Here is a 24,089-nt window from a genome sequence, read left to right as displayed (position 1 = left end):
ACTCCTTACCCAAAACTACCTTGATGCAATTTTGATTATTAATAGGCTAGAGATCGTTAATCCCACCTTTCTGCCCTTCTTCATAACGAATTTTATTCAATGAGGCCAACCGATAGAGTAATTTTTCCCGTGCAGACTCACAAATCGTGTAACGAATATTCTTTCCTTCAGGAAGGTATGCAACCTCATGAAAATCATGATTTAAATCTATATCATCAAAACCATACGCACGCAGCACAGCATGGTTTATACTCACCTGCAATTCACGTAATTTGCTGAGTGATGGTGAATTTATCGCCGGATTATGGAATTCGTTGTAAAACTTGGTCATACCAACATTTTTATTCACCATATATTCCGCCCTTTCTTCGAAAAACTCTGCCCCAAGATTTGATAATATTTCATGATTTTTCTCACCTGGCAAAGGGAATGTTTCAAAGATATCTCCATGGGTATATCTAAGACGTTCATGCAACCGTGAACCATGCTCGAACGCCCATATTCCATGGATATCTGATGATAAACACGAAAATAATGAATAGCTGTCACTGGCAATTACACATAGAGAATGTGCATAAATATAAGTGTTTGGGACTAACGTGAAGCAGGGGTATTTTGTCGCGCCAGTTGCAAAAACAATTACACGGTCAAGTGCTTTTTTGTCCTTATCCCATCCTTTCGGATGTTTTTCAAAAGAACCTCCTCGTCCAAGAAGATGAAAAAGTTCAGGCCGCGGCCGAAGAAATCGCCACCAAGCCTCCCTTGCTCCTTTATCTTTATCATTTTCTCTATTTTCTTTAACATGATCTATTACATAGTTAAAAGCACTTGTGAATTTAGAGCTAGTATCCATACTCCAGTCAAAAAAATTGATCACTTTCCGTGCGGGCAGGTGCCTTGGTGACTGATTGACTTCTTTACCAATCAAATAATCGAATACTACTTTGCAGGATTCATCATTTTCGTCCACCCATTTTTCATAGGTATCGTTATCTATCAAAAATCCATCACCAAGCGTAATAACCCCTTGAAATACAAGACCACAACTGTCTTTTAACTTAACGGGTTGCCAGTTTTCCCGTTGTGTTAGCGCGGAACTAATTACAGGAACTTGTTGACCTGAGATATAAAAAGGAGCATTCCAATTTGATTTAGAAACAAAAACACTACTTGTGACTACATTTGCTTTTCCAGGCCATACTAGGTTTGGGTTTGCCCTATATATCACCGAACCACAACGAAGTATCGAATCAAGTCCAATTTCTCTAGTGTTCCCTTCTGATATCGTATTAACCGCTATCAATCCAAAGAAACCACTAGAGCAAAGTAAAGCATTGGCTTTAATAAAAAAGTACGCAACTAAGTCAGCAGAACCTCGCTTACCACATGCGATTGTATTTACCAAATATTCGCGATAACAATCGCCCATGGCACCTGTAATTTTTTGCCCGCCCAGGAATGGTGGATTTCCGACAATACAATCAAAACCACCATCAAGACTAAATACCTCCGGAAATTCTAACGGCCAATGGAAAGGTCTCCGAGAAGCTTTTCCTACGGATAGTTCAAAAGACAAAGCTGTGAGTGCTCTTTGTTTTATCAACTCAAGTTGTTCTGTATTGCCTTGTATGACATCTCTAACTTGAATGGAAAGATGAGCTAAAGCCTTTTCGAGAGCCGTACCATTGCCTTGCGCCATAAGGACTTCTCCGATATACGCATCTGCAATACATCTAGTTATTTTCAGCCTAACTTCTGCAAGCGAGTTCAATTCTCCCATTGATTCCACATCATGTATGTCGCGAATTGTCATTTTGCGCAACTGCTGACGTAGCACAACTGCTTCATCTACCGCACATTCAATTTCGTCGCTAAAAAGATGCTTTTGTCCTTGGGCTGTAGGATTCATCGAAAACTGGGTAAGCTGATCTATTCGTTCAATACCAAGTAAGCTGTCACCACACCGTAAATTGTGCTCAAGAAAACCAAATGGTCGATCTTTAGCGAGTGTTACCAACCAAATGGAAAGTTTAGCTAGCTCAACAGCCAATGGATTTAAGTCAACACCGTAAAGACAGCGTTCGGCAATTAACCGACGAGCAATAACTATTCGAGCGTCTGTATCATGTGGTAGATATTCTTGAGTACTCGAAGTACCTAGAATGTAGCCATCAACACTGATTTTTTTTCCTGACTCTTCAGCTAAAGTCCAAGATTCAACAAGTCGATCGGCCAGCCAGCGGCAAGTTTGAACTAAAAAGGCTCCCGAACCCATTGCAGGATCACAAATCTTGAGAGTGAGTAGTTCAGAAGAGGATTTTAGTTGCCACTTTTCACGTGGAATACCCTCTGTTGGGCCAATATAAGTCAGTGGTGTTAGTGTTTCAGCAACAATCGCCTCGGTAAGTGACTTAGGTGTGTAATGAGTACCTGTTTCACGACGATTGGAACCACTAGTTACAATAAAAGATCCTGCTGGATAAACCAGCGGATAGCCCCAAGGATCTGTACGAAGCAAATGTACATAAGGTTTAATTCGATCACGTAATTTGGTATCCCCCTGACAGGTAATCAAGAGGCGTTCAATCAGACTATCATCAATTAGTTTGGATAGATCATTACGTATCTTACTGATCGAACTACCAGAACGTTCATGCAGTAGCTCAATCAGCTGCTCAGTACCGTCCATACTTACTGAATCTAGTTCAGCTAACGTAACCCAAGGCGATTGAGCTTTTTTGGTAGCATTCAGTTCTAACGTCACTTCAGCGGCACGTTTGACAGTACGTTCCAGTAAACCTTCATAGACATAGCCGATCTGCTCAACGTCTAATGCGCGGTAAGAAAGAGTACGCCCCTGAAATAGTTGGATAGATTCCAGTAATAGGAGAACCGTTCGATTATTTATTGGTAAGGGTACAGCTGTATCGATTTTCCAGTTTGAGCCTTTAGTTCTTCCTTCAAGAAAAGGAAAATGGTCAGGATCAAACAATGAACTCCCTAACGCCGGTAGGCGCAGCTCTTCATGCTCCACCCCGCCATAAACCGCACGGAAGGTAGAAAGCAATCGTGTCCAGGCATCCCAACGTCGCTCAAGGAGCTCTGAAGGTTCTTGCCGTAGTTGCATACGCAAAGTGGAAATTGCGTAATTAGACTCATAGCATTCGTCACCTAAGAGCAGTAGGCCCTGTTCCTCAGCTGAGAGCAGGAATACCAATCGCATCATCACTGCCAACGCAGCTTCATAGAGCTCTGTTTCATTGACATCGTGCAATAATTCACGATTTCGATCCTGATCGGCTTTGTCCAGCGACTGAATTAACACTTCTACAGCACGGCAAACTTGTTCACCTAAAGCGTCAGTCACTTCATCCTGGTACTTCAGCGAAGCATCAAACAATGCAGGTAGCTGCTCAGACTCATCAACGAAGAAACGGCGGATTCCTAGTAAATGCACGAATGCTTGCAGTGTGATTGGCTCTTGACTCCAAAGACGTGCGTACCAGCTTGAGAAAGACGTTACAGCACCCACTGGTGCATCTACTAACATCCAGCATTCGCCGTTGGTTAGCAATCCGAGACGGCAACCAAGTGAGCGACATAACTGAACCATACGATCTGCCGGGGTGGTTATCCATCCCTCATATTTTACTGTTGATTCTAGTTCTACATTTGGTTTATAGGTATGTATGAGTAACAATGGCTTGTTATCTTGCTGTTCATCAACAACTGCCAAATCGGGATATTCAACCACTCCCTGATCTGGCAATACTGATTTCAAGTGGCTTCTACACCACTCTTCACGTTTCAGCACATCACCTTTACCATCATCATCAAATTCCAACACTCGTGACAGCACTTCGTCTATCCATGCAGAGTGCAAATCTTCTAGCTGAGGATCTTCCAGTTCTAATGCCTCCCGCCATTCGTCATAGGCTTGACGCAGCCGTCTACGCTTGAAGCTACTAAGCTCCTCTAGTCCCTGAGGAAATGTATGCGTTAGTACCGGGATAGCGAGAAAAGGTCCCGAAATATCTACCAGAGAAAGCCATTCGGCGTGAGTGTTAGTTAAACTCATGCTGCGCCTCCTTGAATAGTAGATTCTGGGACGAGAAAAATGACGGCGACAGGGAATGTGCGATCATCAATGTTGGTATAGCGAAGTTCGATTGTTTGTACTTCCTGTTCACGCTCAGCGGGAATGCGAGCGAGACGGGCTTCCAGCGCTGCATTATCACGCTTGACTTGAGCGCGTTCATCTTCTGAAAACAATGAAAACTGCATAGGTTGTTGATCTTTAGCTAACTCAGTTTTGATAGTTATTTCAAGTTCATTGAGTATGTTATTGATATCAGACAATTCACGCTCTTTACGGGTCTGAAGGGTATTAGTCAGATATTGCAGGCGATCTTTTGATCTAGCTTCAACGGACTGGAGAATACTGTTTTGTGCACGTTCAAAACGCATGCGAAAGGCATCCAAAAGCGAAAATTCAGTAGTCACAGGTTTCGCCTGCTCAAACCATTGCTGTAGTTTATTAACACCATCCTCGCGCCTAAAGTTTTTGTCGCCAAGATAGCCACCAGCTATTGTCAATTCTTCATGAAGTCGATGGTGATTACCTCCAGTAATCACCAATCGTGAAACAACAGCGACCGCAGGGCTTTCAAGTAACATGTCTGGTACTGAGCGCACCGTAATTCGATGTAATTTTTTTATATCATCGCGCGCCCATATTTCTGCTCGTAATAGACGTAGACACATCTGCACTAACAGGTGATTTAAATGGACGAGTACGACATCATCACGTCCTTTCGCCACGCTGTGATCAAAAGTGACAGGACGAATCTCCTGTGTATGGGGATGACGAAGTCCTTCAAGACAACGTGCCCATGTACCTGAGAGAGCAGGTATCCTGAATACAGAACCTGAAGGCGCATCGTGTAATTCAAAAGGTTCAAGAGTTGTACGACCGGCTAACATGAGAGCTGTATTGACGGCTATTTGTATATGCTCAGGTGTGAGATGAAGCTCCTGTCTGGCTGAAAGAAGTCGATCATGTAGTTTCGCAATTCTCTCTTTTAGTTCGCGCTCAACACTGATAAAACGTTTCGTCTTTGCAATTCTGGCTTCAGCCAGACGTGTATCAAAATCTTTGATAGAGCCTTCAATCAGTCCTGACATTTGAGGTGCGATGACTGGATTGACACTACCCATGTCAGCCCGCATTGATTCAAGTTTGCGTAATGCTCGTAGGATATCGTCACCGTGCCCACCGATACGAGCATTCACCTTATCCACACCATCAACTGGGTGCCAAATTACAACTTCTTTTTGGCGTTGTCCGTGGCGGTCTATACGACCATTACGTTGTTCCATTACATTGGGGTTATATGGAATTTCTAAATGGATAAGGTAGTTACAATAGTTTTGCAAGTCGATACCTTCTGAGGCGGCATCAGTTGCGAGGAGTATGCGAACAGCAGAAGCCTTTGGTGATGTCTGGAAAGCGGCTTTAACTTTTTCTCGTTCTTCATGCGGCATGCTGCCATGTAAAACAGCTAAGCGCTCACCAGCAAGTCCGTGGCTGGCCAGAATCTCATGCATCCATTGATGTGTCGTTCGATATTCAGTAAACAGAATTACCCGGTAATCATTCCACTGATTATTTGTTTTAAGATTCGTATTAATCCAATCAAGTATTGCCCTGGCTTTAGAGTCTACCTGATTCTTAGCTACTTGCGCCCATTGACGCAATACATCAAGTATTTGTTTCTGTTCATTCGTCAGCGGTTGGGTGTAATGTGTTGCTTCTTCCACCGCTTCAGATTGGGCATTCTCTATCTCTTGATCGTCGGCGTAATCTTCTTCTAAACGAAGGATTGCTTTATGAAGGATACGATCAGCCATGGCATTTTTATCATTAGGCCGTTTGCCATGCGTCAAAGTTGATATGTGCCTTTCAAGAGTAGATGCAAAGGCTGCTGGTGAAGAAAAAAGTCTTTTTTTAAGCAGCTGGTTGACAAAGGTCGTCCCAAAAGTATTGCTGGCTTTCTCTGCTCCTTGCTCCCGGCTATGGCAATATTCATCCAGTTTTTTGTGGATAGAACGCTCTTGAGCCGAATATTCGACGGATAAGGCTTTAAGCTTACGTTGAGCGTAAAGTGGATTGCCCGCTGAATCGACCAGATCACTTTTGAGGCGACGTATCATCACCTGATTCAACAACTTCTCATCTGGAAGTACATTTCTGGCAAAACGTTGATCATCCAGCAACTCAAGCAACGAAGTGAAAGACTCGGTATAGCCATTATGCGGAGTTGCTGTCAAAAACAAACGGTGTTGGAAATGTGGGCTTATCGAACGAATAAACCTAGTACGCTGGCTTTCCATTGCATAGTTAGCTCTCCCCACTGGAGCTATATTGTGCGCCTCATCAATGACGAGCATGTCAAACTTTCGTGGATAACTAGGCTTTAAGGGAAGGACGTCACGCATAGAACGCAACCCTTCCCCACTTTTGGCCCAATCCATTGAAGTGATTAACCGTGGATGCGATGTCCACGGATTGGCGTGAATGCCACGTTCTCGTCTTAATCGCTTAATATAAGCGGTGTCGACGATTTGAAATTCAAGACCGAATTTTTCTAACATCTCAACACGCCACTTCTCTTGCAGCGACGCAGGGCAAACAATCAAAACTGTGCGAGCTCGATGCCGAAGTAACATTTCCTGGATGATTAGCCCAGCTTCAATGGTCTTACCAAGTCCAACATCATCGGCGATAAGCAGGTTGACACGGGCCATATCAATTGCACGCACCAACGGATCAAGCTGGAAGTCTTCAATGCTAACGCCACTACGAAAAGGTGCTTGTAAGAAGTTACGATGGTCAGCTTTAGTGACAGCCCCCCAACGCACTGCATCAAGAAAAGCCTCAAGAGTGTCAGAGTCATCCAGGCCAGTAATCGAAGGTAAACCAGCTCGTTCAATTACTTGAGCGCCAGGTTCAATTTCCCAGATAACTTCAAGTAATTCTCCTAAACCATCTTCATCAATAGATGAAAGAGTTATGAGATGCTGCTGAGACGAAGGCGGTGGTAACTGGGAAGATGAAACCTCAACAACGATCCATTGGCGTCGACGAACTTCAACAAGTTGCCCTGGCTCTGGAATAATTTGTTGAGGATGATTTGTTTGATTCGAAATATCCATAAAATGTTCAGATTCCGGTTCAGTACGCCCAGAGGCTGGTTAAAGTTTCACTTTGTTGCGACCAAGTTCAAATCGTCAAGGTGTGAATTTATACTGCGAGCGATTGCCTGACCCAGCTTTACCGGAACTGCATTTCCAATCATTCGGCCCAGAACTCTAAGATTGACATTGCTATCATCGGGGATAAATACGTAGTCCTGCGGAAAACTCTGAAGAATAGCAGCTTCTCTCAATGAGATTGCACGATCTTGCTCTGGGTGACCAAAGCGGCCATTCCCGAAACCATAACACTGAGTAGTCATAGTCGGAGCAGGTTTATCCCATTCCATTCGACCATAGACACTAGAGTACGTTTTTCCTCTATCTGTACGATGGCAATCAGCAACTAAATGTTCAGGCCAGTCACGCCACGTTCCACCGGGTTTTGAAGCTTTAATACGTTGCAGATTTTTTTCCGACAACGTTGAAGTCACATGTAGCTTATCCCCAGAACTAGTTTCGCCTGCTTTTAAAGCTGGCAAATCGCTTATGGCTTGTCTCACTGTAATTGGCTGAGTACACGTCGACTCGGCGAGTTTTATCTCGCCGTGTAAAGAAGCAAGCAGTACCATGCGCTTACGCATCTGGGGAACGTTATAGTGAGTGCAATCAACGACATTAAACCAAACGTGATAGCCAATACGTTTTAAGGTATCGACAAAGTCGCTGAAAACCTCATGTCTTGCAACGGAAGGTACATTCTCCATAGTGATCAGATCAGGGCGAGTTTCCTCAGCCAAGCGAGAAAATTCGTACAACAGTCCCCATTTACCATCCTTACCACCATGCTCATAACGCCTTGCATAGCTTGAGAACGGTTGGCAAGGTGCGCAGCCAGCAAGAATCCTTACATCTGAATCAGCGTAGAGCTCATTCAAGTCTGAAGATGTAAAATCGCTTACGCTTTTCTCAATAAATTTTGCTTTATTATTAGTCTCATAGGGGAACTTGCAGGCAGGATCAATATCAATACCTGCGACAACAGGTACTCCTTCAAGCACAAGACCATGTGTTAACCCACCTGCACCACAAAATAAATCAACACAAGATACTTTTTTCATCTGACAATCATCTCGTTCTTCAGGGGGCTCAATGAACAAACACCAACAAAAACCATAAAAAATACAACTAGTTAAACAAAACAGACGCTAACTGCTTCTCTTTTGTCGGTAAAGATTAGCTCAAAAAGCTTAACAATAATCCAACAAATTCTAGCAAAGAGCCCCATGGTTTCACTGTTGTAGGTATGATCTCATGAACCGTAAGTTAGGTAAACGCTTGTGCATTCATAAAAACAGCCTATAAGGAGAGTCGCAGCTCCTCTTGAGAAGGTTAGAGTCGACAGATTAAACCGCCGATTCTTTAACAAGTACCTCAGAGTCGAACCACGCAAACTAGCTCATCAAATTGAGCGATGGCATAAATTCCTCCCATAGGATCGCTAAAGGAACATTACTCAATTTCACAGACTCTCAAAATATATTTTAAATTAAGTAGTAATTTATTTTTCCAATTCACTTTCATCGAAGTAAATTCTCCCGATGCCACTCCAGATAACAATACGATTCAACAGGAAACGCCTTTATTTTCTCCTGCAACAGACACTGCTTTTTAACACTAATATCCAGCTCCTTACTAATTAATAAACGCCCATCGTTCTCAAACGAAATCCACCCCTGATCGAATAAAATATCAATATGTGCGGCCAGTATAATTCCATTATAAGGATCAAGACGTTCATTCCCATTCTCGCAGGCAGCCCACGGTTTTATATGGCTGGCGCGGAGCAACGGCGCAAACGTCGTTCCCGTAACAGGGCATGCCGGATACAGCATGAGACAATTTTTCCGAAAGGTACCCTGCCCCAGCCGTGCCGCAATCAGCTGCTCGCGTGCGGTATCTTCAATACTTTTATCCTGCTGAATAATAAGATAGTCACGTTGCGCTTGTTCATCGCTATCAGAAGATATTAACGAAAGAACGCGCTGCTCAATCACACTCTCTGAAAGCACACTCAATCTCTGATGCACACGCTGCGCTGAATGAGAAAGCGCAGCAGGAGCGCCCTGCTCGTCACGCCAGCCAACACGCACATCACTAAGCCAGGAATCAAAACGGTCACGACTATTTTTCAGACTATTGTGAAACTCGCTGGCGGTTTTACCCGCTCCAAAGCGAGGATAAAACAAGGCAAAAACCTCTTTCCATTTCTGAACACCCAGTCCCACAGGTGGTTGAGATTTACCGTACTTCGACAAATACCACGCAGCTTCAAGCAAATCATCTTCCGAGCTATTCAATGTTACATCCTGTTTTTCCAGCGTAAATAATCACCGGATTATGTCTGAAAAGATCGTTAACTAAACTGATCAGGTTAGTTGTTTTAGCAAAAACATCGCACACCGGTTTTCACCATCAACAAGCACTACACGCAACCAACAACACAAAAAGGAAAACCCCATGCCCCCGCACAAAATCCGCCAGGAGTGGCTGACACTGGATGAGGCCGCAGAAGTCATCCGGCAGCACAACATCACGTTGCTGCCCGCCGACCTGATCCGCCATGCCCTGCACGGCGATCTGCCACTCTCTGTCTACTTCCCCTCCCCCGTACTTCTGAGACCACTCAATCCTCCTTGCCGCTTTGCCTGCCGATTCAGCAAGCCACCCTTTCCACCTTCGCAGTGCAACAAACCCGGCAACCGGAAAGTGATGGCGAACTCTCCACCATGCAGACGCGACCCGACTCTGCAACTGACCACCAGCCATCTGTGGAATTTGCCGTTAATTGGCCTTGAGCGCCTGCTGCTCCACCAGCAACTGGCGAAAACGTTGAATCGTCCTTGCCCCAAAGATACCCACTGCTGCAACCAGATTGGCATCGTGGTCTGCGATGAAAACGACAGCTACTACCAGCTCTGTTGCCGCAAATCGTTGCGGGAGCTTTTACTGGAACTGCTCGCCACGCAAAACAACCTCCAGGAAGAGCTACATCTGCTGATTGGCCAGCTGTATGGCAATGGCCGCAGTGACCTGAAATCCCGACTCAGTCTGTCCGTCTGCTACCTGCAGGACACGCTGCCTCCTGACGCACTGTTCGTTATCCGCCGCACTCATCTCGAGGCCTTCCTGACCCGCCATCAGCCGGAATCAAAGGAGCGGATCACTTCCGCGCTTTCCCGTTTGCTGTGGCTGGCCTGCAAGCACAACCCACAACTGGACGATGAAATGCTGGAGCATCCCTACAAACTGCTGAACATTTTCGAATGCTGGGCGCGTGAGGAAGGTATGCATCTGCCGCTGAGCCCCGAGACGTTGAAAACCGCACTCCAGCGCGGCGCACCGCCGTAACGCGATCAACTAACCCTTTCAACTAACAACTCTCACTAACCCAGATAAGGATTTTTACTGCCTGGCAGGGACGCTGCTGCTTTGATAACCAAGCCCAACGTGCTGATGTGAACGACTCTGGACACAGGAGGAATGGTTATGAATAGCGACAGATTTTTACGCTTACGCCAGGTGGAAGACAAAATCGGCTTCGGTAAATCGTGGATTTACCGGCAAATACAGCTGCAACAGTTTCCGCCGTCCATCCGACTCAACAGCCGCCACGTCGCCTGGCTGGAAAGCGAGGTGGATGCCTGGATCCACCAGCGCATCCGGCTTACCCGCGATGTCTGAATGCCGGAGGAAGATTATGTGCGCTTCACACCTGCTCAACCGCTGGCTTCACGGTGCCAGCACTACTGGAGAACAGGAAATGGTCCAGGTCAGTCTGGAGCAAATCCAGCCGTTCTCTCTCAATCCCCGTGTCACCCGCAACCCAGGCTATGACGTACTGAAAGCGTCAATTCTTGCCCGCGGGTTGGATAACCCGCCGGTACTGACCCGTCGCCCCGGTGATGAAAAATATATGCTCGCCAGCGGCGGGAATACGCGCCTCGCCATCCTCAATGAACTGTGGCAGGAGACGCAGGATGAGCGTTACCACCGCGTCTGCTGGCCGTTCAGACCGTGGCCGGAAACGCTGTCACCGCAGCAGGGCGAAGTCCAGTGCTTGATCGGCCATCTGGCGGAAAGCGACCTGCATAACGGATTGATGTTTATCGAACGGGCGGAAGGCATTCTGCATCTGCGCGATCTTTACCACGAGGCAGGCATTGAATGCCTGACGCAACTGGCGCTGGCGGAGCAACTGACCCGCGATGGCTATCCCGTCAGCCAGTCGCAAATCAGCCGGATGCTACAGACCGTGGACTGGCTGCTGCCCTGCATCCCAAATGCGCTATACAGCGGCTTGACCCGTAAGGTTATCGATCGCCTGCTGGCCCTACGCAGCGCGGCGGAACAGGTGTGGGCAAAGCTGATGCCGATGGAACGCCAGCCGGAATTTGCCGACCTGTTCAGCACCGCCCTCGCCACTTTTGACGGCGATACTGAAGCCGTGGTGCCGCCTCTGGTGCAGGATGAGTTGCTCGGCGAGATGAGTAGCCGCAGCGGCATAAGCTGGAACACGTTACTGGCAGAACTGACCGACGGCCAGAGCAAGCGGCAGGCGCTGCTAAAGCCGGGAAGCAACATCCAATTTGCCCGCTTTCTCCACCTCTTTGATGGGCACCAGAAGGTCTTCCACCTTCATTTTGGTGATGTCGCAACTGCCATTCGTGGGAAAGACGTAAAGCTCGTAATAACGCAACACCCGCTTCTTATGTTCCGCCGACCAGTTCACGTTACTGGTTACCCATTCGCGTGCCACAGACTCGAACATATGTTCCGGCGTTATCGCAAGGCGTTCTGCTTTTCGGTGTGCACTCGGATCGATGCCGGAAATCAGCAGTAATTGGGCCTTTTCACGCATGCGTCTTGCCTGTGCAAGCGTCAAAAGCGGATAAGGGCCTAAAGCGAGCTTTTTCTCTTTGTTTACAAAGCGGTACTTGATGTACAAGCGTTTTGAACCGTTAGGGTTAACCAGCAGGTAAAGTCCGTGCGAGTCACTGAGCTTATACGGCTTTCCACAAGGCTTGGCGTGGACTATAGCGCGATCTGTTAGTGCCATTTGGGGGCCTCACTATTATCGAACTACGTCTAAGCCCCCAATTTGGCCCCCAAATCGCGTGGATGTCAATGGATGAAAAATGACCAACACGGAAAAGCCGCAAAATAAATATGGTTATTACCAAAAAAATAAATTATCTTTAAATTACAGATGGATATGAACGAATTTGGACGGGAATGGACACAAAAAAAGCCACCCTTAGGTAGCTAATTATTGCATCACTTGGTGCCGAAGGCCGGACTCGAACCGGCACGTATTTCTACGGTTGATTTTGAATCAACTGCGTCTACCGATTTCGCCACTTCGGCACTGAAGGGGATGCGGAAACGTTGTGGATTATACCTGTCGCGCGCCGCCATGCAAGCGGCGACGCGCTAAACCTACGCTAAGTGCCCAAAAAACCAGCGCCCTGTCATTCTACCTCGGAAACCGCCAGTCGAATCACGCCTGCCGCCTTCTGCTCTGGCAGCGCCAGCACCTTCGCCCACATCTCCTGCACCATGTCGCAGGAGAGCTTCTCTTTGCCCACCGCCTTCTCCGGCATCTGCAGCAGCTGGATGTCCTCGCCGTACTTGTCGGCCAGCGTTTTCATAATCGGGCGGACATCAGTCACCGCGGCTTCGCGTTCTTCCGGGGTTACGGTGTGGCGGTTTTTGCCGTAGGCCGCGCGCATCATGTCGGCGTCGGCCTGCATGCGCCGCGTCATCAGGTCTTTATCCAGCATGCGCATTGGGTTGACCCCCCCTTTTACCGCCGGGTAGAGGAAACGGAAACAGGCGTCGTCGCTCACCTTCTGGATGGCGGCGGTCTGCTCCATGTTGATCGTCATATAGTTCACCACGTTAGCGTCCGGCGCGTTTTGCAGGCGCGACATCTGCAGATGTAGGATCTGCGGCTGGATGGTGTCGATAATCTTCTGTTCCGGCTCGCCGGCTTTTTGCAGGGCCGCCATCTGGTCAAGAATGCGCTGATGAAGCACAGGCTCCTGCTCTTTAATCACCTGCCAGGCGGGCATTGCGTTGAGGGTGGTATCAAGCTGCTGTTCGGGGGTGTGCTGGCGTTGTTTGTCGAAGTAGACCCAGAACGCCACGACGGCGGCCAGGAGAGTCACCACGACTATACGGATCCACGTTTTATTCATCTCGCATCCTTTTCTTTTCGCTATGCCGGTTTACACCGGCACGCCGCTGTGAAAGCGAAACTCGTTGTCCGGTGTCGAGATAAGTGTGGCTTCAATTTCGCCAAAAAGCTGTATGCGCGGTGAGATATCGTCGTCGCTCACCTGTTGGGCAAGCGTCAGGTAGTCCTGATAGTGGCGCGCTTCCGAGCGCAGCAGCGAGAGATAGAACTTCTGCAGGTCGTCGTCGAGGAACGGGGCCAGCGCGGCGAAACGCTCGCAGGAGCGGGCTTCGATGTAGGCACCGCAGATGAGCTTGTCGATAAGCGTCAGCGGTTCATGCGTGCGCACCGCTTTCAGCATCCCTTTGGCGTAGCGGCTGGCGGTGATTTTGACGTACGGAATGTCGCGCGCCAGCATCGCCTCGCGCACCTGCCAGAAGTGGTGCAGCTCTTCTTTAATCAGCAGCACCATGCTGTCGATAAGCGCCTGGCCCCACGGGTCGTCGGTTTTGGGCATGACGCTTTTGCCAATCTGCTTGTGCAGGGCCACAAAATCCGGTTCCGGGCCTTCGCGGAAGGTAAACGCTTCGTAGGGTTTGAGCCAGTCGAGCAGCGCATCGGCACCGCTTTCGTCGGCGACGTATTTACGCACCAGCAGCAGCGCGGTCTGGGCAGCCTTGAGCTCGCACACCATGTGGTCGGTGAGCAGCAGCGGCAGGTTTGCCGGGTCGCGGGCGTGATCAATCCATGCTTGTGGGGTCGGGCACTGGAGGAAGTTAAGAACGGGGGCGAGTATCTGCGGGTAATCCATGGTTCTGCCTTGAAAAAGCGGTGGCGCGCGCCACCGCCTGAAACGCTTAGTGACGCACGCCGTCGTCGTCTTCGTCGATGAAATCTTCGTCGTCGCCTTCTTCGCCGTCTTCACCGTTCGGATCTTCGAAGTAGGTTCCCCAGCCGTCGTATTCCACTTCAAACTTCTCGGCCAGGTTCATCAGCTGTTCGACCTGAGCGTCGATCAGTTCTGCTTTCAGCGCGCCTTCGCTCAGAATATCGCAGCAGATGACGGTGTCGCCCTCTTCCACTTCCAGCTCTTCCGGCTCGGTCACTTCGTAACCCAGTTTGAAAGCTTCTACCGCCAGTTTTTCCAGCGCGTCGAAATCGTCAGCAGAGAAATGGTGCTCGATGGTGTACAGCGCGTCCGGATCGCTACCGTCTTCCAGCAGTTCTTCGATAATCAGGCGCGTCTCTTCGCGTTGCTCTTCCAGGTGTTCCGGGTTTGCCATGGCTCATTCCTCTTTAAAGTGCGGCAGATACTTCTATTTTCACACACGGACGGGTTTGCCTCCACCTTTGTTGGAAAGATTTGTGAAACGGGGTTGCAAATGAATAATTAGACATATAAAGTGAATTTTAATTCAATAAGTGGCGTTTGCCATGTGAGGATAAAATGTCTGATCTGTACAAGAAACACTTTCTGAAATTGCTCGATTTTACCCCTGCACAGCTCAATTCCCTGCTGACCCTTGCCGCTCAGCTTAAAGCCGATAAAAAAAAGGGTAATGAAGTACAAAAGCTTACTGGCAAAAACATCGCGCTCATCTTCGAAAAAGACTCAACCCGTACACGATGCTCTTTCGAAGTTGCCGCATTTGACCAGGGCGCGCGCGTCACGTATTTAGGGCCGAGCGGCAGCCAGATTGGGCATAAAGAATCAATTAAGGACACCGCGCGGGTACTCGGGCGGATGTACGATGGCATTCAGTATCGCGGTCACGGCCAGGACGTGGTCGAAACGCTGGCGCAGTATGCAGGCGTGCCGGTGTGGAACGGGCTGACCAACGAGTTCCACCCGACGCAGCTGCTGGCGGACCTGCTGACCATGCAGGAGCACCTGCCGGGCAAAGCGTTTAACGAGATGACACTGGTTTATGCGGGCGATGCGCGTAACAACATGGGTAACTCGATGCTGGAAGCGGCAGCGTTAACCGGGCTGGATCTGCGTCTGGTAGCCCCGAAAGCCTGCTGGCCGGAAGAGCGCCTGGTGGCGGAGTGCAGCGCGCTGGCGGAGAAGAATGGCGGGAAGATCACCCTGACGGAAGAGGTAGCGGCCGGCGTGAAAGGGGCGGACTTCATCTATACCGATGTGTGGGTATCGATGGGCGAGGCCAAAGAGAAGTGGGCCGAGCGGATTGCCCTGCTGCGCGGGTATCAGGTGAACGCGCAGATGATGGCGCTGACCGGTAACCCGGACGTGAAGTTCCTGCACTGTCTGCCGGCATTCCATGACGACCAGACCACGCTGGGTAAGCAGATGGCGAAAGAGTTCGATCTGCACGGCGGAATGGAAGTGACGGACGAGGTGTTTGAATCGGCGGCGAGCATTGTGTTTGACCAGGCGGAAAACCGGATGCATACCATTAAGGCGGTGATGGTGGCGACGCTTGGGGAGTGATCCTCTGCGGTCTTGTGCCCTCACCCCGGCCCTCTTCCACCGGGAGAGGGCGTAAACCGGCGCCACACTTCATTGATTTTTCCGCCTGAAAAAGGTACGTTTTCGCCTTAATTCCTGCGTGGACATACCAGCATTATGCCGATTATTCAGTCTGTTGAACGTGCGTTGCAGATCCTCGACCTGTTTAACGAGCAGGCCACCGAGCTTAAGATCACCGACATCAGCAAACTGATGGGGCTGAGCAAAAGTACCCTCCACTCGCTGCTGAAAACCCTGCAGCTTCACGGCTATATCGATCAGAACCCGGAAAACGGTAAATATCGCCTCGGCATGAAGCTGGTTGAGCGCGGTCATTTTGTGGTGGGCTCAATCGATATTCGCCAGAAGGCGAAAGGCTGGCTGACAGAGCTGTCGCAGCGTACCGGACAGACCACCCATCTGGGGATCCTGGACGGTCGTGAAGGCGTTTATATCGAGAAGATTGAAGGCAAACTGGCGGCTATCGCCTATTCACGCATTGGTCGTCGGCTGCCGGTTCACGCCACCGCCATCGGCAAGGTGTTGATTGCCTGGCTTGGCGAGGCCGAGCTGAACGCCCTGCTTGAGGGCTATCAGTACACCACTTATACCCCTTCCACCCTTGCCTCCCGCGACGCGTTGCTGGAGGCCCTCGCACAGACTCGCGTGCAGGGTTACGCCTTCGACCGCGAAGAGAACGAGCAGGGCGTGCGCTGCGTGGCGGTACCGGTGTGGAACCATGAATCCCGCGTGATTGCCGCCCTGAGTCTGTCGACGCTGACGTCGCGGGTGGATGACGGCGAACTGGCCAGCTTCCGCGAGCAACTTCAGCAGGCCGGGCTCCAGCTCTCACGCGCGCTGGGTTACCCGGCCTGAGCCGCTATTTCGTGAGCGGTTCGTAGGTAAAGTAATCAAAGTCTGCGTGGCAGCCGTCACCGCTGATGTCTTCGCAGTGCAGGCCGACAAACGCGCCGGTAAAGAAGCCGCGCCCGCCGATGTAGTCATCCGACAGTTTCCACGCTTCATACGTCACCGGCACGGTGTGCCACGTCTCACCGTCAAACGAGTAGCTGTAGCGGTAAACCAGGGTGTCGACGTCAACCCGTAACCAGATGCTCTCTGCGCTGTCCGGTACCGGGATCGGCTGTTCATGCAGCGGCCACGACGGCACGTTGTGGTCAAGCTGGATCACTTTGATCGTTCTGCCCTGCCCCTCCTCGTAGTCCACAAAGCAGTAGCTCCAGTTTTTACTGTTGTAGTAGCAGGTCAGCCCGGCGCTCTGCTGGAAGTGAACCGGCGAGAACTGCATGCGCGTCTCTGCCCGGAAGGCGAAGTGCTGCCAGCGGCGTGCCACGGTCGACTGGGTAAAGGTCGAGTTAAGCGAGTCGTTGCCGTAAAGCCGCAAATACCCCGGGCGCACGCTGAGCGAGCCGAGGGTGTCGTCGAACGGAATGCGCAGGGTCTGCAGCTCCGGGTCAAGCGTGCTGCCGTCGAAATCCTCACGCCAGCTGTCCCGGGAGGCGGCGGGCTGCTCCGCTATCTGCGGGCCGGGGACGGTCAGCTGCGCGTGTTTGCCGCCGTCAACGTACGGCCAGCCGTCGCGCCATTCGATGCGCGCAATGCCGGTCTCGCGTCCCAGCGGGCAGTAGCCGCGCCCGCCCGAGGCCAGCAGCGGTATACCCGGCAGGCGCAGCGGCCGGCTGGTGAGGTAGGCCATATACCACTCCCCGGTGTGGGTCTGCAGCAGCGAGCCGTGGCCGCTCTTCTGCAGCGGGTTCTCCGGCAGATGCCAGCTGGTCATCATCGTCACGTCCGGATGCAGCTCGTACGGCCCGTCGAGCGTTTTTGAGCGCAGCACCACCACCGCGTGTTCATAGCTGGTGCCGCCTTCGGCGACCATCAGGTAGTACCAGCCCTCTTTACGATAAAGGTGCGCCCCTTCGGTGTAGCAGAGCGGCGTGCCGGTAAACAGGGTTTTGCGCTCGGGCGAAAGGGTGCCGGTCTGCGGGTCAAACTCCTGCATCACGATGGTGTTATGCGGGTTGCTGTGATGGCGCGGCCCCCACGGGCGGTAGAGGTAGTATTTACGGCCATCATCGTCGTGGAACAGCGACGGGTCAAACCCTCCGTTGCCCATCGGGATCGGTTCGCTCCACGGCCCCTCGATGGAGGGCGCAGTGACGAGAAAGTTACGGCCATTTTTCCACGGCGAATCGACAATTTTCACGTCGGTGTACAGCAGCCAGAATTGGCCATCGGCGTAGCTCAGGCACGGCGCCCAGATGCCGCCGGAGTCCGGATTGCCCTTCATGTCCAGCATCGACACTCTGTCCAGCGGCGTGCTGACCAGCGACCAGTTCTTCATGTCGCGGGAGTGGTAGATGCGCACGCCCGGAAACCATTCAAACGTCGAGGTGGCGATGTAGTAATCCTCCCCCTGACGGCACAGGGACGGGTCCGGGTTGAAGCCGGTGAGGATCGGGTTTGTTATCGTTGTCATGTTGCCTCCTGTTAATGGGATGCGGCTGTCGCAGCGTCGGGCACGGCGTCACCCTGCGTTGCACGGTGCTTAATCAGCTGCTGGCTGATGGCCGCCACGCGGGCGTCGGTGAGTTTGTAGAACGACAGCATGATGAACATGCCCACGTAGAGCACCACCGGTACCACGCAGAACAGAATTTTAATGGTGGTCAGCACTTCGACCGGCTGCACGCTGCTGCTGGCGGAGTAGTTCACATACGCCAGGATCCAGCCCACCACCGCGCCACCAATCGCCAGACCGATCTTCAGGCTGAACAGGTAGGTGGAGAACACCAGCCCGTCGAGACGGCGACCGCTGCGGCTCTCCTCGTAATCCACCACGTCAGAAGCCATCAGCCACTGCAGGGGCGTGGTGGTGTTAAAGACGAACAGGAACAGAATGTTAAGGGCGAAAATCAGGGCGATATGTTCGGCCGGGATGAAGAAAATCAGCAGGCTGATCAGGGAGTAGGCCACGATAATCCACTTGAAGGCGGTCACCCGGTCAAAGCGCCCCAGCAGGCGGGATGAGCAGAGCGAACCAAACATGGTGGCGAGGCTGCCGTAAAGCAGAAACTGCGTCGCCATCTCCGGGTGATCCATGACGTATTTCACGAAGTAGAGCGTCGCCCCGCCGCGGACCACATTGGAGCAGGTCGCCATCATCTTGAACGCACACATAATGCGCCACTGGGTATTGCCGAACAGAAGCTTGAGGTCTTTCGACACCGACGAGCCCGGCTGCACCTCAAAGGTGTAGCGCTCTTTGGTGGTGAAGAAGCAGACGTAGAGCAGCACCACACCACTCAGCCCCAGCACGCACATGGCGCCGAAATAGCCGACCTGCTCATCGCCTTGACCAATGATGCTCACCAGCGGCAGCGCAATGCCACTGATGGCCAGCGATCCCGCCGCCGCGAGGAAAAAGCGCCAGGACTGCAGCGCGTGGCGCTCTTTCGGGTCAGCGGTGATGACGCCCGGCATGGCGCAGTAAGGGACGTTAACGAAGGTGTAAACCAGGGTCAGCAGAATGTAGGTTATGCAGGCGTAGATGATTTTACCCTGCGCGGAGAAGTCCGGCGTGTAGAAGGTCAGCACGCAGACAATCCCAAACGGGATCGCGCCCCACAGCAGGAACGGACGGAACTGGCCGTGACGCGTGCGGGTGCGGTCAACCAGCAGCCCCATCAGCGGATCGGTGACGGCATCCAGCACGCGGGAAACTAAAAACAGCGTCCCCATAATGCCCGCCGACAGGCCAAACACGTCGGTATAGAAATAGGCCAGCAGGAACATGGTGGCCTGCCAGACAAAGCCGCAGGCGGTGTCACCCAGCCCGTAGCCAATTTTATCTTTCATGGTTAATTGCATCATTACCCCCAACGGCAGTACGTGGAACAGTGCAAACGCCAGGGTCCTGATTCAGGCAAATAAATGCCCGGTGCATCATCAGGAATACACCCTTATTTCGTGTGCTGAATTCACAACATCGTGTTAATAGAGTGTAATTAAGTGTTCAATTAACCGACAATGGTCATATCTTATTTCTGAATTATGATATTTTGCTTTTGTGACGCCACTCGACATCCTGATATCATTTAAAGACTTTGTTTTTCATGTAATTATATTATTTACGCAATAATAAAAAACAGACATGCAAAAGCCGTCCACGGAATATTTTCCGTAGACGACAAGAGCCAGAAATATAATTAAAGACCGAGCGCTTTTTTACCGGCGTTAATTACCTTGATGATTTTATCGGTGTCATAAATACATCCTTTCCAGGTGCCGCCGCTCACCGACTGCAGAGCCGCCCACAGGCGGGTATCGTCCGGTAAAAATGCGTGGGCGTGCAGGTCAGGATGCACCGGACGCGACGCCAGCACGCGCGCCCCCTCTTCCGGCGTCAGCGGCTGTTCCGCCGTGCCGATAAAGTTAACGCTGCCCGTTAAGGACAGGCGGTCGACGCTGATCTCAATGATATCGTTGTCGCGCAGCTTGCCGATGGGGCCACCTGCCAGCGCTTCCGGCGACACATGGCCGAAGCACGCCCCGGTTGATACCCCCGAGAAGCGCGCATCGGTGATCAGCGATACCGTCTTGCCCCACGAGATATGTTTCAGCGCAGAGGTTAGCTGGTAGGTCTCTTCCATGCCGGTGCCGGACGGGCCTCCGCCAATCACCACCATAATATCGCCCTGCTGGATCGCTTCCTGCTTGATGGCCTTGATGGCCTGCGCTTCAGAGACAAACACCCGCACCCGGCCGGTATGGCGGTAAACGCCATCGTCATCCACAACAGACGGATCGATGGCCGTGGCTTTGATCACCGACCCTTCGGGCGCGATATTGCCGGTCGGGAAGCAGACCGTCGAGGTCAGGCCTTTCGCGTGGGCGCGCTCAGGCGGCAGGATCACGTCATCCGGATCGACGCCATCCTGCTCGCGCAGGCACTGACGAAAACGCGCCCGACGCGTTGAGTTTTCCCACCAGTCGAGGTTCTCCCCGACCGTCTGGCCGGTAACGGTCATGGCATCTTCATGCAGCAGCCCCAGCTTGCGCAGATGGAGCATCACCTCCGGCACGCCGCCCGCCAGGAAAGCACGCACCGTCGGGTGGTAGTCCGGGCCGTTTGGCAGCACGCTCACCAGACGCGGAACCTTACGGTTGATGCGCGTCCAGTGCGCCACATCCGGAATGGTGCAGCCCGCCGCATGGGCAATCGCCGGGATGTGCAGCAGCAGGTTGGTGGAGCCGCCAAACGCCGCGTGAAGCACCATGGCGTTTTCAATGGCTTTGTCGGTCAGGATATCGCGGGTCGTGATCCCACGGTTATCCAGCTCGCTCACCGCCCGTGCAGACTGACGGGCAATCTCCAGCCACACGGCCTGCCCGGACGGGGCGAGCGCGGAGTGCGGCAGCGCCAGACCCAGCGCTTCGGCCACCACCTGTGACGTTCCCGCGGTGCCGAGAAACTGACAGCCGCCGCCGGGTGATGCGCAGGCGCGGCACCCCAGCTCGGCGGCCTCCTGCAGCGACAGCTCATGGTTAGCGAAACGCGCACCAATGGTCTGCACTTTTCCGGCATCTTCCCCCACGGTCGGCGGCAGCGTCGCCCCACCCGGCACCAGAATGGTCGGCAGATCATGCATGGAGGCCAGCGCAATCATGGTCGCGGGCAGCCCTTTATCGCAGGTTGCCACGCCGATCACCGCGCGCCGCGTCGGCAGGGAGCGGATCAGACGACGAAACACGATCGCCGCGTCATTACGGTACGGCAAGGAGTCGAACATGCCGTGGGTGCCCTGAGAGCGTCCGTCGCACGGATCGCTGACGAAGGCCGCAAACGGGATCCCACCATTACGGGTGATCTCCTTCGCCGCCGCCTGCATCTGCATGCCAATCTCCCAGTGCCCGGTGTGGTAGCCCAGCGCCACAGGTCGCCCGTCCCCGGCGCGAATGCCGCCCTGCGTACCGATAATCAGCACCTCTTTGCCGGTCAGCTTGTTGGCGTCCCAGCCCATACCGGCGTTTTGCGTCATGCCAAACAGGTTACCGCTGGGGGATTCCATCAGCATTTGCGGGGTCAGCGGCAGTGCCCCCTGCGGCCCGGCCGCATGGGTGATGACGGCATAAAACGCATCGTCCTGTGGGGTGAAAATTTTCTCAATGGTCATCGTCGTCTTCCGGCTCAGCAGAGCTTGAGCTGTTGCAACAGGGTTTTCAGCTGCGCCTTACGCGGCTCATCCAGTGGCGACGCGGGCGGCAGCACGTATGTGGAGATCGGGCGGCCGCACAGCACAATCGCCTCTTTAATGACGTTCACAAACGGCGTATCAAGCTGATACATCTGCGGTATTTGCAGCAGGATCTGGTGGTATTCGGCCGCCTTCGCCACCTCCTGGTCACGCCAGGCCTTCAGCAGATTCACCGACACCTGCGGAGCAAAGTTACCGCTGGCCGAGATCGCGCCATCGCCCCCCAGCAGCAACGTATTAAACAGATGATCGTCATAGCCGCACAGCACCGTGAAGTGCGGATGGGCAGATTTGACGGTGTGGATCATGCTGCGCAGATGGGCGACGGAATCGATCGTGTCTTTGATGCCGACAATATTGCTCCGCGAGTCGGCCAGGGTTTTGACCAGCGCCGGAGTCAGATCCTGCCCGGTCAGCGCCGGGAAGTTATACAGCATTACCGGCAGCGTGACGCTGTCTGCCACCTGTTCGAAATAGTGGATCAGATTCGCTTCGGACACTTTCCAGTAGTACGGGTTGATCACCACGATCCCGTCGGCGCCGGCCTGCTGCGCATGCTGGCTCAGTTCAAGGGTTTCCCGGGCGTTGGTGCCACCGGTGCCAATCAGCACCGGCACCCGGCGATCGACATGATCGATAGCAAACCGGGCAATGGTTTTACGCTCTTCGGCGTTTAGCTGGGAGAACTCGCCGCCGCTGCCCAAAAAGAACAGGCCATCGACGCCTGCGGCGATCAGGTCGTCGATCAACGCGGCGGTGCCGTGTTTATCAAGCTGTCCATCGGCGGTAAAGATGGTGGAGACAGGGGGAATGATTCCCGTGAACAACGCGGTCTGCGGCATGAGATCTCCTTGCTGAATTATTTTGTTCTACATTATAGAACAGCGTTCATTAATTTAACGATCATACTATGACGCAGAAAAAGCGCAGGTAAATGGGAGGCGATGAGGGAGTGCGGAAAATATAAGCTGGATCACATAATGACGGGCTGCGGCCTGATGCTTTCACCCTCTCCCACCGGGAGAGGGAACGTTTTACCCTTCTCTTACGCTAACAGGGCTTACCCCACCAGCATTTTCACCACCACTTTACGCACCTTTGCAGGCGCGCCCACCGCGCAAAGCGGCTTGTGCACTTCACCCGGATAGAACACCACAAAATCACCTTCACTTAACACCACTGTTTTCTCCTGCCCGCCCTCGGGCAAAAACGCGATGTCTTTATCCGCCAGCCAGTCGGTGTCCGGCGTACCGTGCGGCAGGGTACTGAAGGTCATCCCCTCCTGGCCTTTCATGATTATCTGAATATCCAGATAGCGGACGTGATACTCAGCGCGGCGCTCGGCAAACGGCTGGGTCATATCTTCAGACACCAGATAAAACAGGCTGTTGCCGTCGATGTCGTGTTTGCCGCAGGGGGTAGCATCGGTAACGTGCGCCTTGACGTACTCGATAGCCTGACGCAGTTCTTCAGGTAGCCAGGACTGCAGATGATGGATGTTGCCAGCGATCATAGATAAATCCTCAATATAAAACAGCGTTTCATTTTAATCTTTTATACGAGAATTCAGACTGTCCTACCACCGCTTTTTCGATGAGTTTTGCGCGAGCGCATGTTTATCGGGAAATGTGTTACTCCACTGTTAATCGCTCACAGGCATTTATGCAGTCTTTATGCATAACCTCAGCCCTCCGCTTTCAGGCCGTGATGCTAACTTACTGATCGTATACGCTTCATAGCAAAACTCTCTGTGACTTCACAATTTATCATTTTGGTAATTTGCTATTAAATCCCATAATTATTTATTGATTTTTCTTAAGTCAAAAATAGTTAATGGATAATAGTGCATAGTCATTCTGCGCGCCGTTTAATTACCATTAAAATCAATAGCATAACTAAATATGTCAAA

At 51.8% G+C, this 24,089-nt stretch carries 18 protein-coding genes, 1 tRNA gene and 1 pseudogene; 6 read left to right on the top strand and 14 right to left on the bottom strand.

The features are described 5' to 3' along the window. Nucleotides 1–46 precede the first annotated feature (46 nt). The 4 genes from ACN9MQ_RS02475 to ACN9MQ_RS02460 form a co-directional block, all read right to left on the bottom strand. Nucleotides 47–4,078: an Eco57I restriction-modification methylase domain-containing protein gene (locus ACN9MQ_RS02475; RefSeq protein ID WP_117095460.1), complete on the bottom strand. Its 4,032-nt coding sequence runs from the start codon at nucleotides 4,076–4,078 to the stop codon at nucleotides 47–49. Beyond that, nucleotides 4,075–7,215, bottom strand: a complete 3,141-nt coding sequence (drmD, locus tag ACN9MQ_RS02470) for a DISARM system SNF2-like helicase DrmD (RefSeq protein WP_117095459.1) — start codon at nucleotides 7,213–7,215, stop codon at nucleotides 4,075–4,077. The genes ACN9MQ_RS02475 and drmD overlap by 4 nt, the downstream gene beginning before the upstream one ends. A 47-nt stretch (nucleotides 7,216–7,262) precedes the next feature. Further along, complete coding sequence (locus ACN9MQ_RS02465) at nucleotides 7,263–8,315, bottom strand: DNA cytosine methyltransferase (protein ID WP_117095458.1); 1,053 nt, start codon at nucleotides 8,313–8,315, stop codon at nucleotides 7,263–7,265. Nucleotides 8,316–8,774: 459 nt separating this feature from the next. Next, on the bottom strand, nucleotides 8,775–9,554 hold the full coding sequence (locus ACN9MQ_RS02460; protein ID WP_320189627.1) for an HNH endonuclease: 780 nt from the start codon (nucleotides 9,552–9,554) through the stop codon (nucleotides 8,775–8,777). Between the two features lie 160 nt (nucleotides 9,555–9,714). Between ACN9MQ_RS02460 and ACN9MQ_RS02455 the strand changes: the two genes are divergently transcribed. From ACN9MQ_RS02455 to ACN9MQ_RS02445, 3 genes and pseudogenes are all read left to right on the top strand, one after another. Then, nucleotides 9,715–10,605: a hypothetical protein gene (locus tag ACN9MQ_RS02455; RefSeq protein ID WP_320189626.1), complete on the top strand. Its 891-nt coding sequence runs from the start codon at nucleotides 9,715–9,717 to the stop codon at nucleotides 10,603–10,605. 138 nt (nucleotides 10,606–10,743) lie between these two features. Next, on the top strand, nucleotides 10,744–10,938 hold the full coding sequence (locus ACN9MQ_RS02450; protein WP_001561320.1) for a helix-turn-helix transcriptional regulator: 195 nt from the start codon (nucleotides 10,744–10,746) through the stop codon (nucleotides 10,936–10,938). Then, a pseudogene (locus ACN9MQ_RS02445) lies at nucleotides 10,895–11,731 on the top strand (ParB family protein); the annotation flags it as partial. The gene ACN9MQ_RS02450 and the pseudogene ACN9MQ_RS02445, both read left to right, overlap by 44 nt. Nucleotides 11,732–11,818: 87 nt before the next feature. Here ACN9MQ_RS02445 and ACN9MQ_RS02440 read toward each other — a convergent pair. From ACN9MQ_RS02440 to rraB, 5 genes are all read right to left on the bottom strand, one after another. Next, the gene (locus tag ACN9MQ_RS02440) at nucleotides 11,819–12,313 is read right to left on the bottom strand and encodes a tyrosine-type recombinase/integrase (RefSeq protein WP_407027316.1); all 495 of its coding nucleotides are present in this window, start codon (nucleotides 12,311–12,313) and stop codon (nucleotides 11,819–11,821) included. 223 nt (nucleotides 12,314–12,536) lie between these two features. Further along, nucleotides 12,537–12,621: transfer RNA gene (locus ACN9MQ_RS02435), tRNA-Leu, on the bottom strand. A 104-nt stretch (nucleotides 12,622–12,725) separates the two neighbouring features. Next, complete coding sequence (locus ACN9MQ_RS02430; protein WP_020885380.1) at nucleotides 12,726–13,454, bottom strand: hypothetical protein; 729 nt, start codon at nucleotides 13,452–13,454, stop codon at nucleotides 12,726–12,728. 30 nt (nucleotides 13,455–13,484) lie between these two features. Beyond that, nucleotides 13,485–14,243, bottom strand: a complete 759-nt coding sequence (gene miaE / locus ACN9MQ_RS02425; RefSeq protein ID WP_032681832.1) for a tRNA isopentenyl-2-thiomethyl-A-37 hydroxylase MiaE — start codon at nucleotides 14,241–14,243, stop codon at nucleotides 13,485–13,487. Nucleotides 14,244–14,289: 46 nt separating this feature from the next. Next, on the bottom strand, nucleotides 14,290–14,715 hold the full coding sequence (rraB, locus tag ACN9MQ_RS02420; protein ID WP_014168417.1) for a ribonuclease E inhibitor RraB: 426 nt from the start codon (nucleotides 14,713–14,715) through the stop codon (nucleotides 14,290–14,292). A gap of 120 nt (nucleotides 14,716–14,835) precedes the next feature. On the opposite strand from rraB, the gene argL reads away from it, so the two are divergent. The 3 genes from argL (at nucleotide 14,836) to xynR (ending at nucleotide 16,778) form a co-directional block, all read left to right on the top strand. Next, the gene (gene argL, locus ACN9MQ_RS02415) at nucleotides 14,836–14,910 is read left to right on the top strand and encodes a putative translational regulatory protein ArgL (RefSeq protein WP_223399268.1); all 75 of its coding nucleotides are present in this window, start codon (nucleotides 14,836–14,838) and stop codon (nucleotides 14,908–14,910) included. Beyond that, complete coding sequence (argF, locus tag ACN9MQ_RS02410; RefSeq protein ID WP_251884410.1) at nucleotides 14,880–15,884, top strand: ornithine carbamoyltransferase; 1,005 nt, start codon at nucleotides 14,880–14,882, stop codon at nucleotides 15,882–15,884. Before argL ends, argF begins: the two co-directional genes overlap by 31 nt. Nucleotides 15,885–16,019: 135 nt before the next feature. Continuing rightward, on the top strand, nucleotides 16,020–16,778 hold the full coding sequence (xynR, locus tag ACN9MQ_RS02405; RefSeq protein ID WP_426021244.1) for a DNA-binding transcriptional repressor XynR: 759 nt from the start codon (nucleotides 16,020–16,022) through the stop codon (nucleotides 16,776–16,778). A 4-nt stretch (nucleotides 16,779–16,782) separates the two neighbouring features. On the opposite strand, the gene ACN9MQ_RS02400 is transcribed toward xynR, so the two are convergent. The 5 genes from ACN9MQ_RS02400 to ACN9MQ_RS02380 all read right to left on the bottom strand — a co-directional run bounded on the left by ACN9MQ_RS02400 (nucleotide 16,783) and on the right by ACN9MQ_RS02380 (nucleotide 23,693). After that, complete coding sequence (locus tag ACN9MQ_RS02400) at nucleotides 16,783–18,402, bottom strand: glycoside hydrolase family 43 protein (RefSeq protein WP_138613179.1); 1,620 nt, start codon at nucleotides 18,400–18,402, stop codon at nucleotides 16,783–16,785. 11 nt (nucleotides 18,403–18,413) lie between these two features. Further along, entirely contained in the window at nucleotides 18,414–19,796 is a 1,383-nt protein-coding gene (locus tag ACN9MQ_RS02395) for an MFS transporter (protein WP_251884412.1), read from the bottom strand. 335 nt (nucleotides 19,797–20,131) lie between these two features. Beyond that, nucleotides 20,132–22,099, bottom strand: coding sequence for a xylonate dehydratase YagF (gene yagF / locus ACN9MQ_RS02390; protein ID WP_251884413.1), 1,968 nt, complete (start codon nucleotides 22,097–22,099; stop codon nucleotides 20,132–20,134). Nucleotides 22,100–22,113: 14 nt separating this feature from the next. Beyond that, entirely contained in the window at nucleotides 22,114–23,022 is a 909-nt protein-coding gene (yagE, locus tag ACN9MQ_RS02385; protein WP_047743230.1) for a 2-keto-3-deoxygluconate aldolase, read from the bottom strand. 218 nt (nucleotides 23,023–23,240) lie between these two features. Further along, nucleotides 23,241–23,693, bottom strand: a complete 453-nt coding sequence (locus ACN9MQ_RS02380; RefSeq protein ID WP_251884414.1) for a YhcH/YjgK/YiaL family protein — start codon at nucleotides 23,691–23,693, stop codon at nucleotides 23,241–23,243. Nucleotides 23,694–24,089 lie beyond the last annotated feature (396 nt).

It is taken from the genome of Enterobacter sp. R-25, from assembly GCF_049913205.1.
GTDB classification, from domain to species: Bacteria; Pseudomonadota; Gammaproteobacteria; order Enterobacterales; family Enterobacteriaceae; genus Enterobacter; species Enterobacter ludwigii.
Note: the sequence above shows the minus strand (reverse complement) of the source record. Positions and strands in the feature narration are given on the sequence as shown.

Excerpts from the sequence above, each read along its gene's own strand:
- ACN9MQ_RS02440 (WP_407027316.1), bottom strand. The coding sequence starts at position 12,313 with ATGGCACTAACAGATCGCGCTATAGTCCACGCCAAGCCTTGTGGAAAG.
- xynR (WP_426021244.1), top strand. The coding sequence starts at position 16,020 with ATGCCGATTATTCAGTCTGTTGAACGTGCGTTGCAGATCCTCGACCTG.
- ACN9MQ_RS02430 (WP_020885380.1), bottom strand. The coding sequence starts at position 13,454 with ATGAATAAAACGTGGATCCGTATAGTCGTGGTGACTCTCCTGGCCGCC.
- ACN9MQ_RS02380 (WP_251884414.1), bottom strand. The coding sequence starts at position 23,693 with ATGATCGCTGGCAACATCCATCATCTGCAGTCCTGGCTACCTGAAGAA.
- argF (WP_251884410.1), top strand. The coding sequence starts at position 14,880 with ATGTCTGATCTGTACAAGAAACACTTTCTGAAATTGCTCGATTTTACC.
- ACN9MQ_RS02400 (WP_138613179.1), bottom strand. The coding sequence starts at position 18,402 with ATGACAACGATAACAAACCCGATCCTCACCGGCTTCAACCCGGACCCG.
- rraB (WP_014168417.1), bottom strand. The coding sequence starts at position 14,715 with ATGGCAAACCCGGAACACCTGGAAGAGCAACGCGAAGAGACGCGCCTG.
- ACN9MQ_RS02465 (WP_117095458.1), bottom strand. The coding sequence starts at position 8,315 with ATGAAAAAAGTATCTTGTGTTGATTTATTTTGTGGTGCAGGTGGGTTA.
- ACN9MQ_RS02475 (WP_117095460.1), bottom strand. The coding sequence starts at position 4,078 with ATGAGTTTAACTAACACTCACGCCGAATGGCTTTCTCTGGTAGATATT.
- miaE (WP_032681832.1), bottom strand. The coding sequence starts at position 14,243 with ATGGATTACCCGCAGATACTCGCCCCCGTTCTTAACTTCCTCCAGTGC.
- drmD (WP_117095459.1), bottom strand. The coding sequence starts at position 7,215 with ATGGATATTTCGAATCAAACAAATCATCCTCAACAAATTATTCCAGAG.
- ACN9MQ_RS02450 (WP_001561320.1), top strand. The coding sequence starts at position 10,744 with ATGAATAGCGACAGATTTTTACGCTTACGCCAGGTGGAAGACAAAATC.
- yagE (WP_047743230.1), bottom strand. The coding sequence starts at position 23,022 with ATGCCGCAGACCGCGTTGTTCACGGGAATCATTCCCCCTGTCTCCACC.
- yagF (WP_251884413.1), bottom strand. The coding sequence starts at position 22,099 with ATGACCATTGAGAAAATTTTCACCCCACAGGACGATGCGTTTTATGCC.
- ACN9MQ_RS02455 (WP_320189626.1), top strand. The coding sequence starts at position 9,715 with ATGCCCCCGCACAAAATCCGCCAGGAGTGGCTGACACTGGATGAGGCC.
- ACN9MQ_RS02395 (WP_251884412.1), bottom strand. The coding sequence starts at position 19,796 with ATGATGCAATTAACCATGAAAGATAAAATTGGCTACGGGCTGGGTGAC.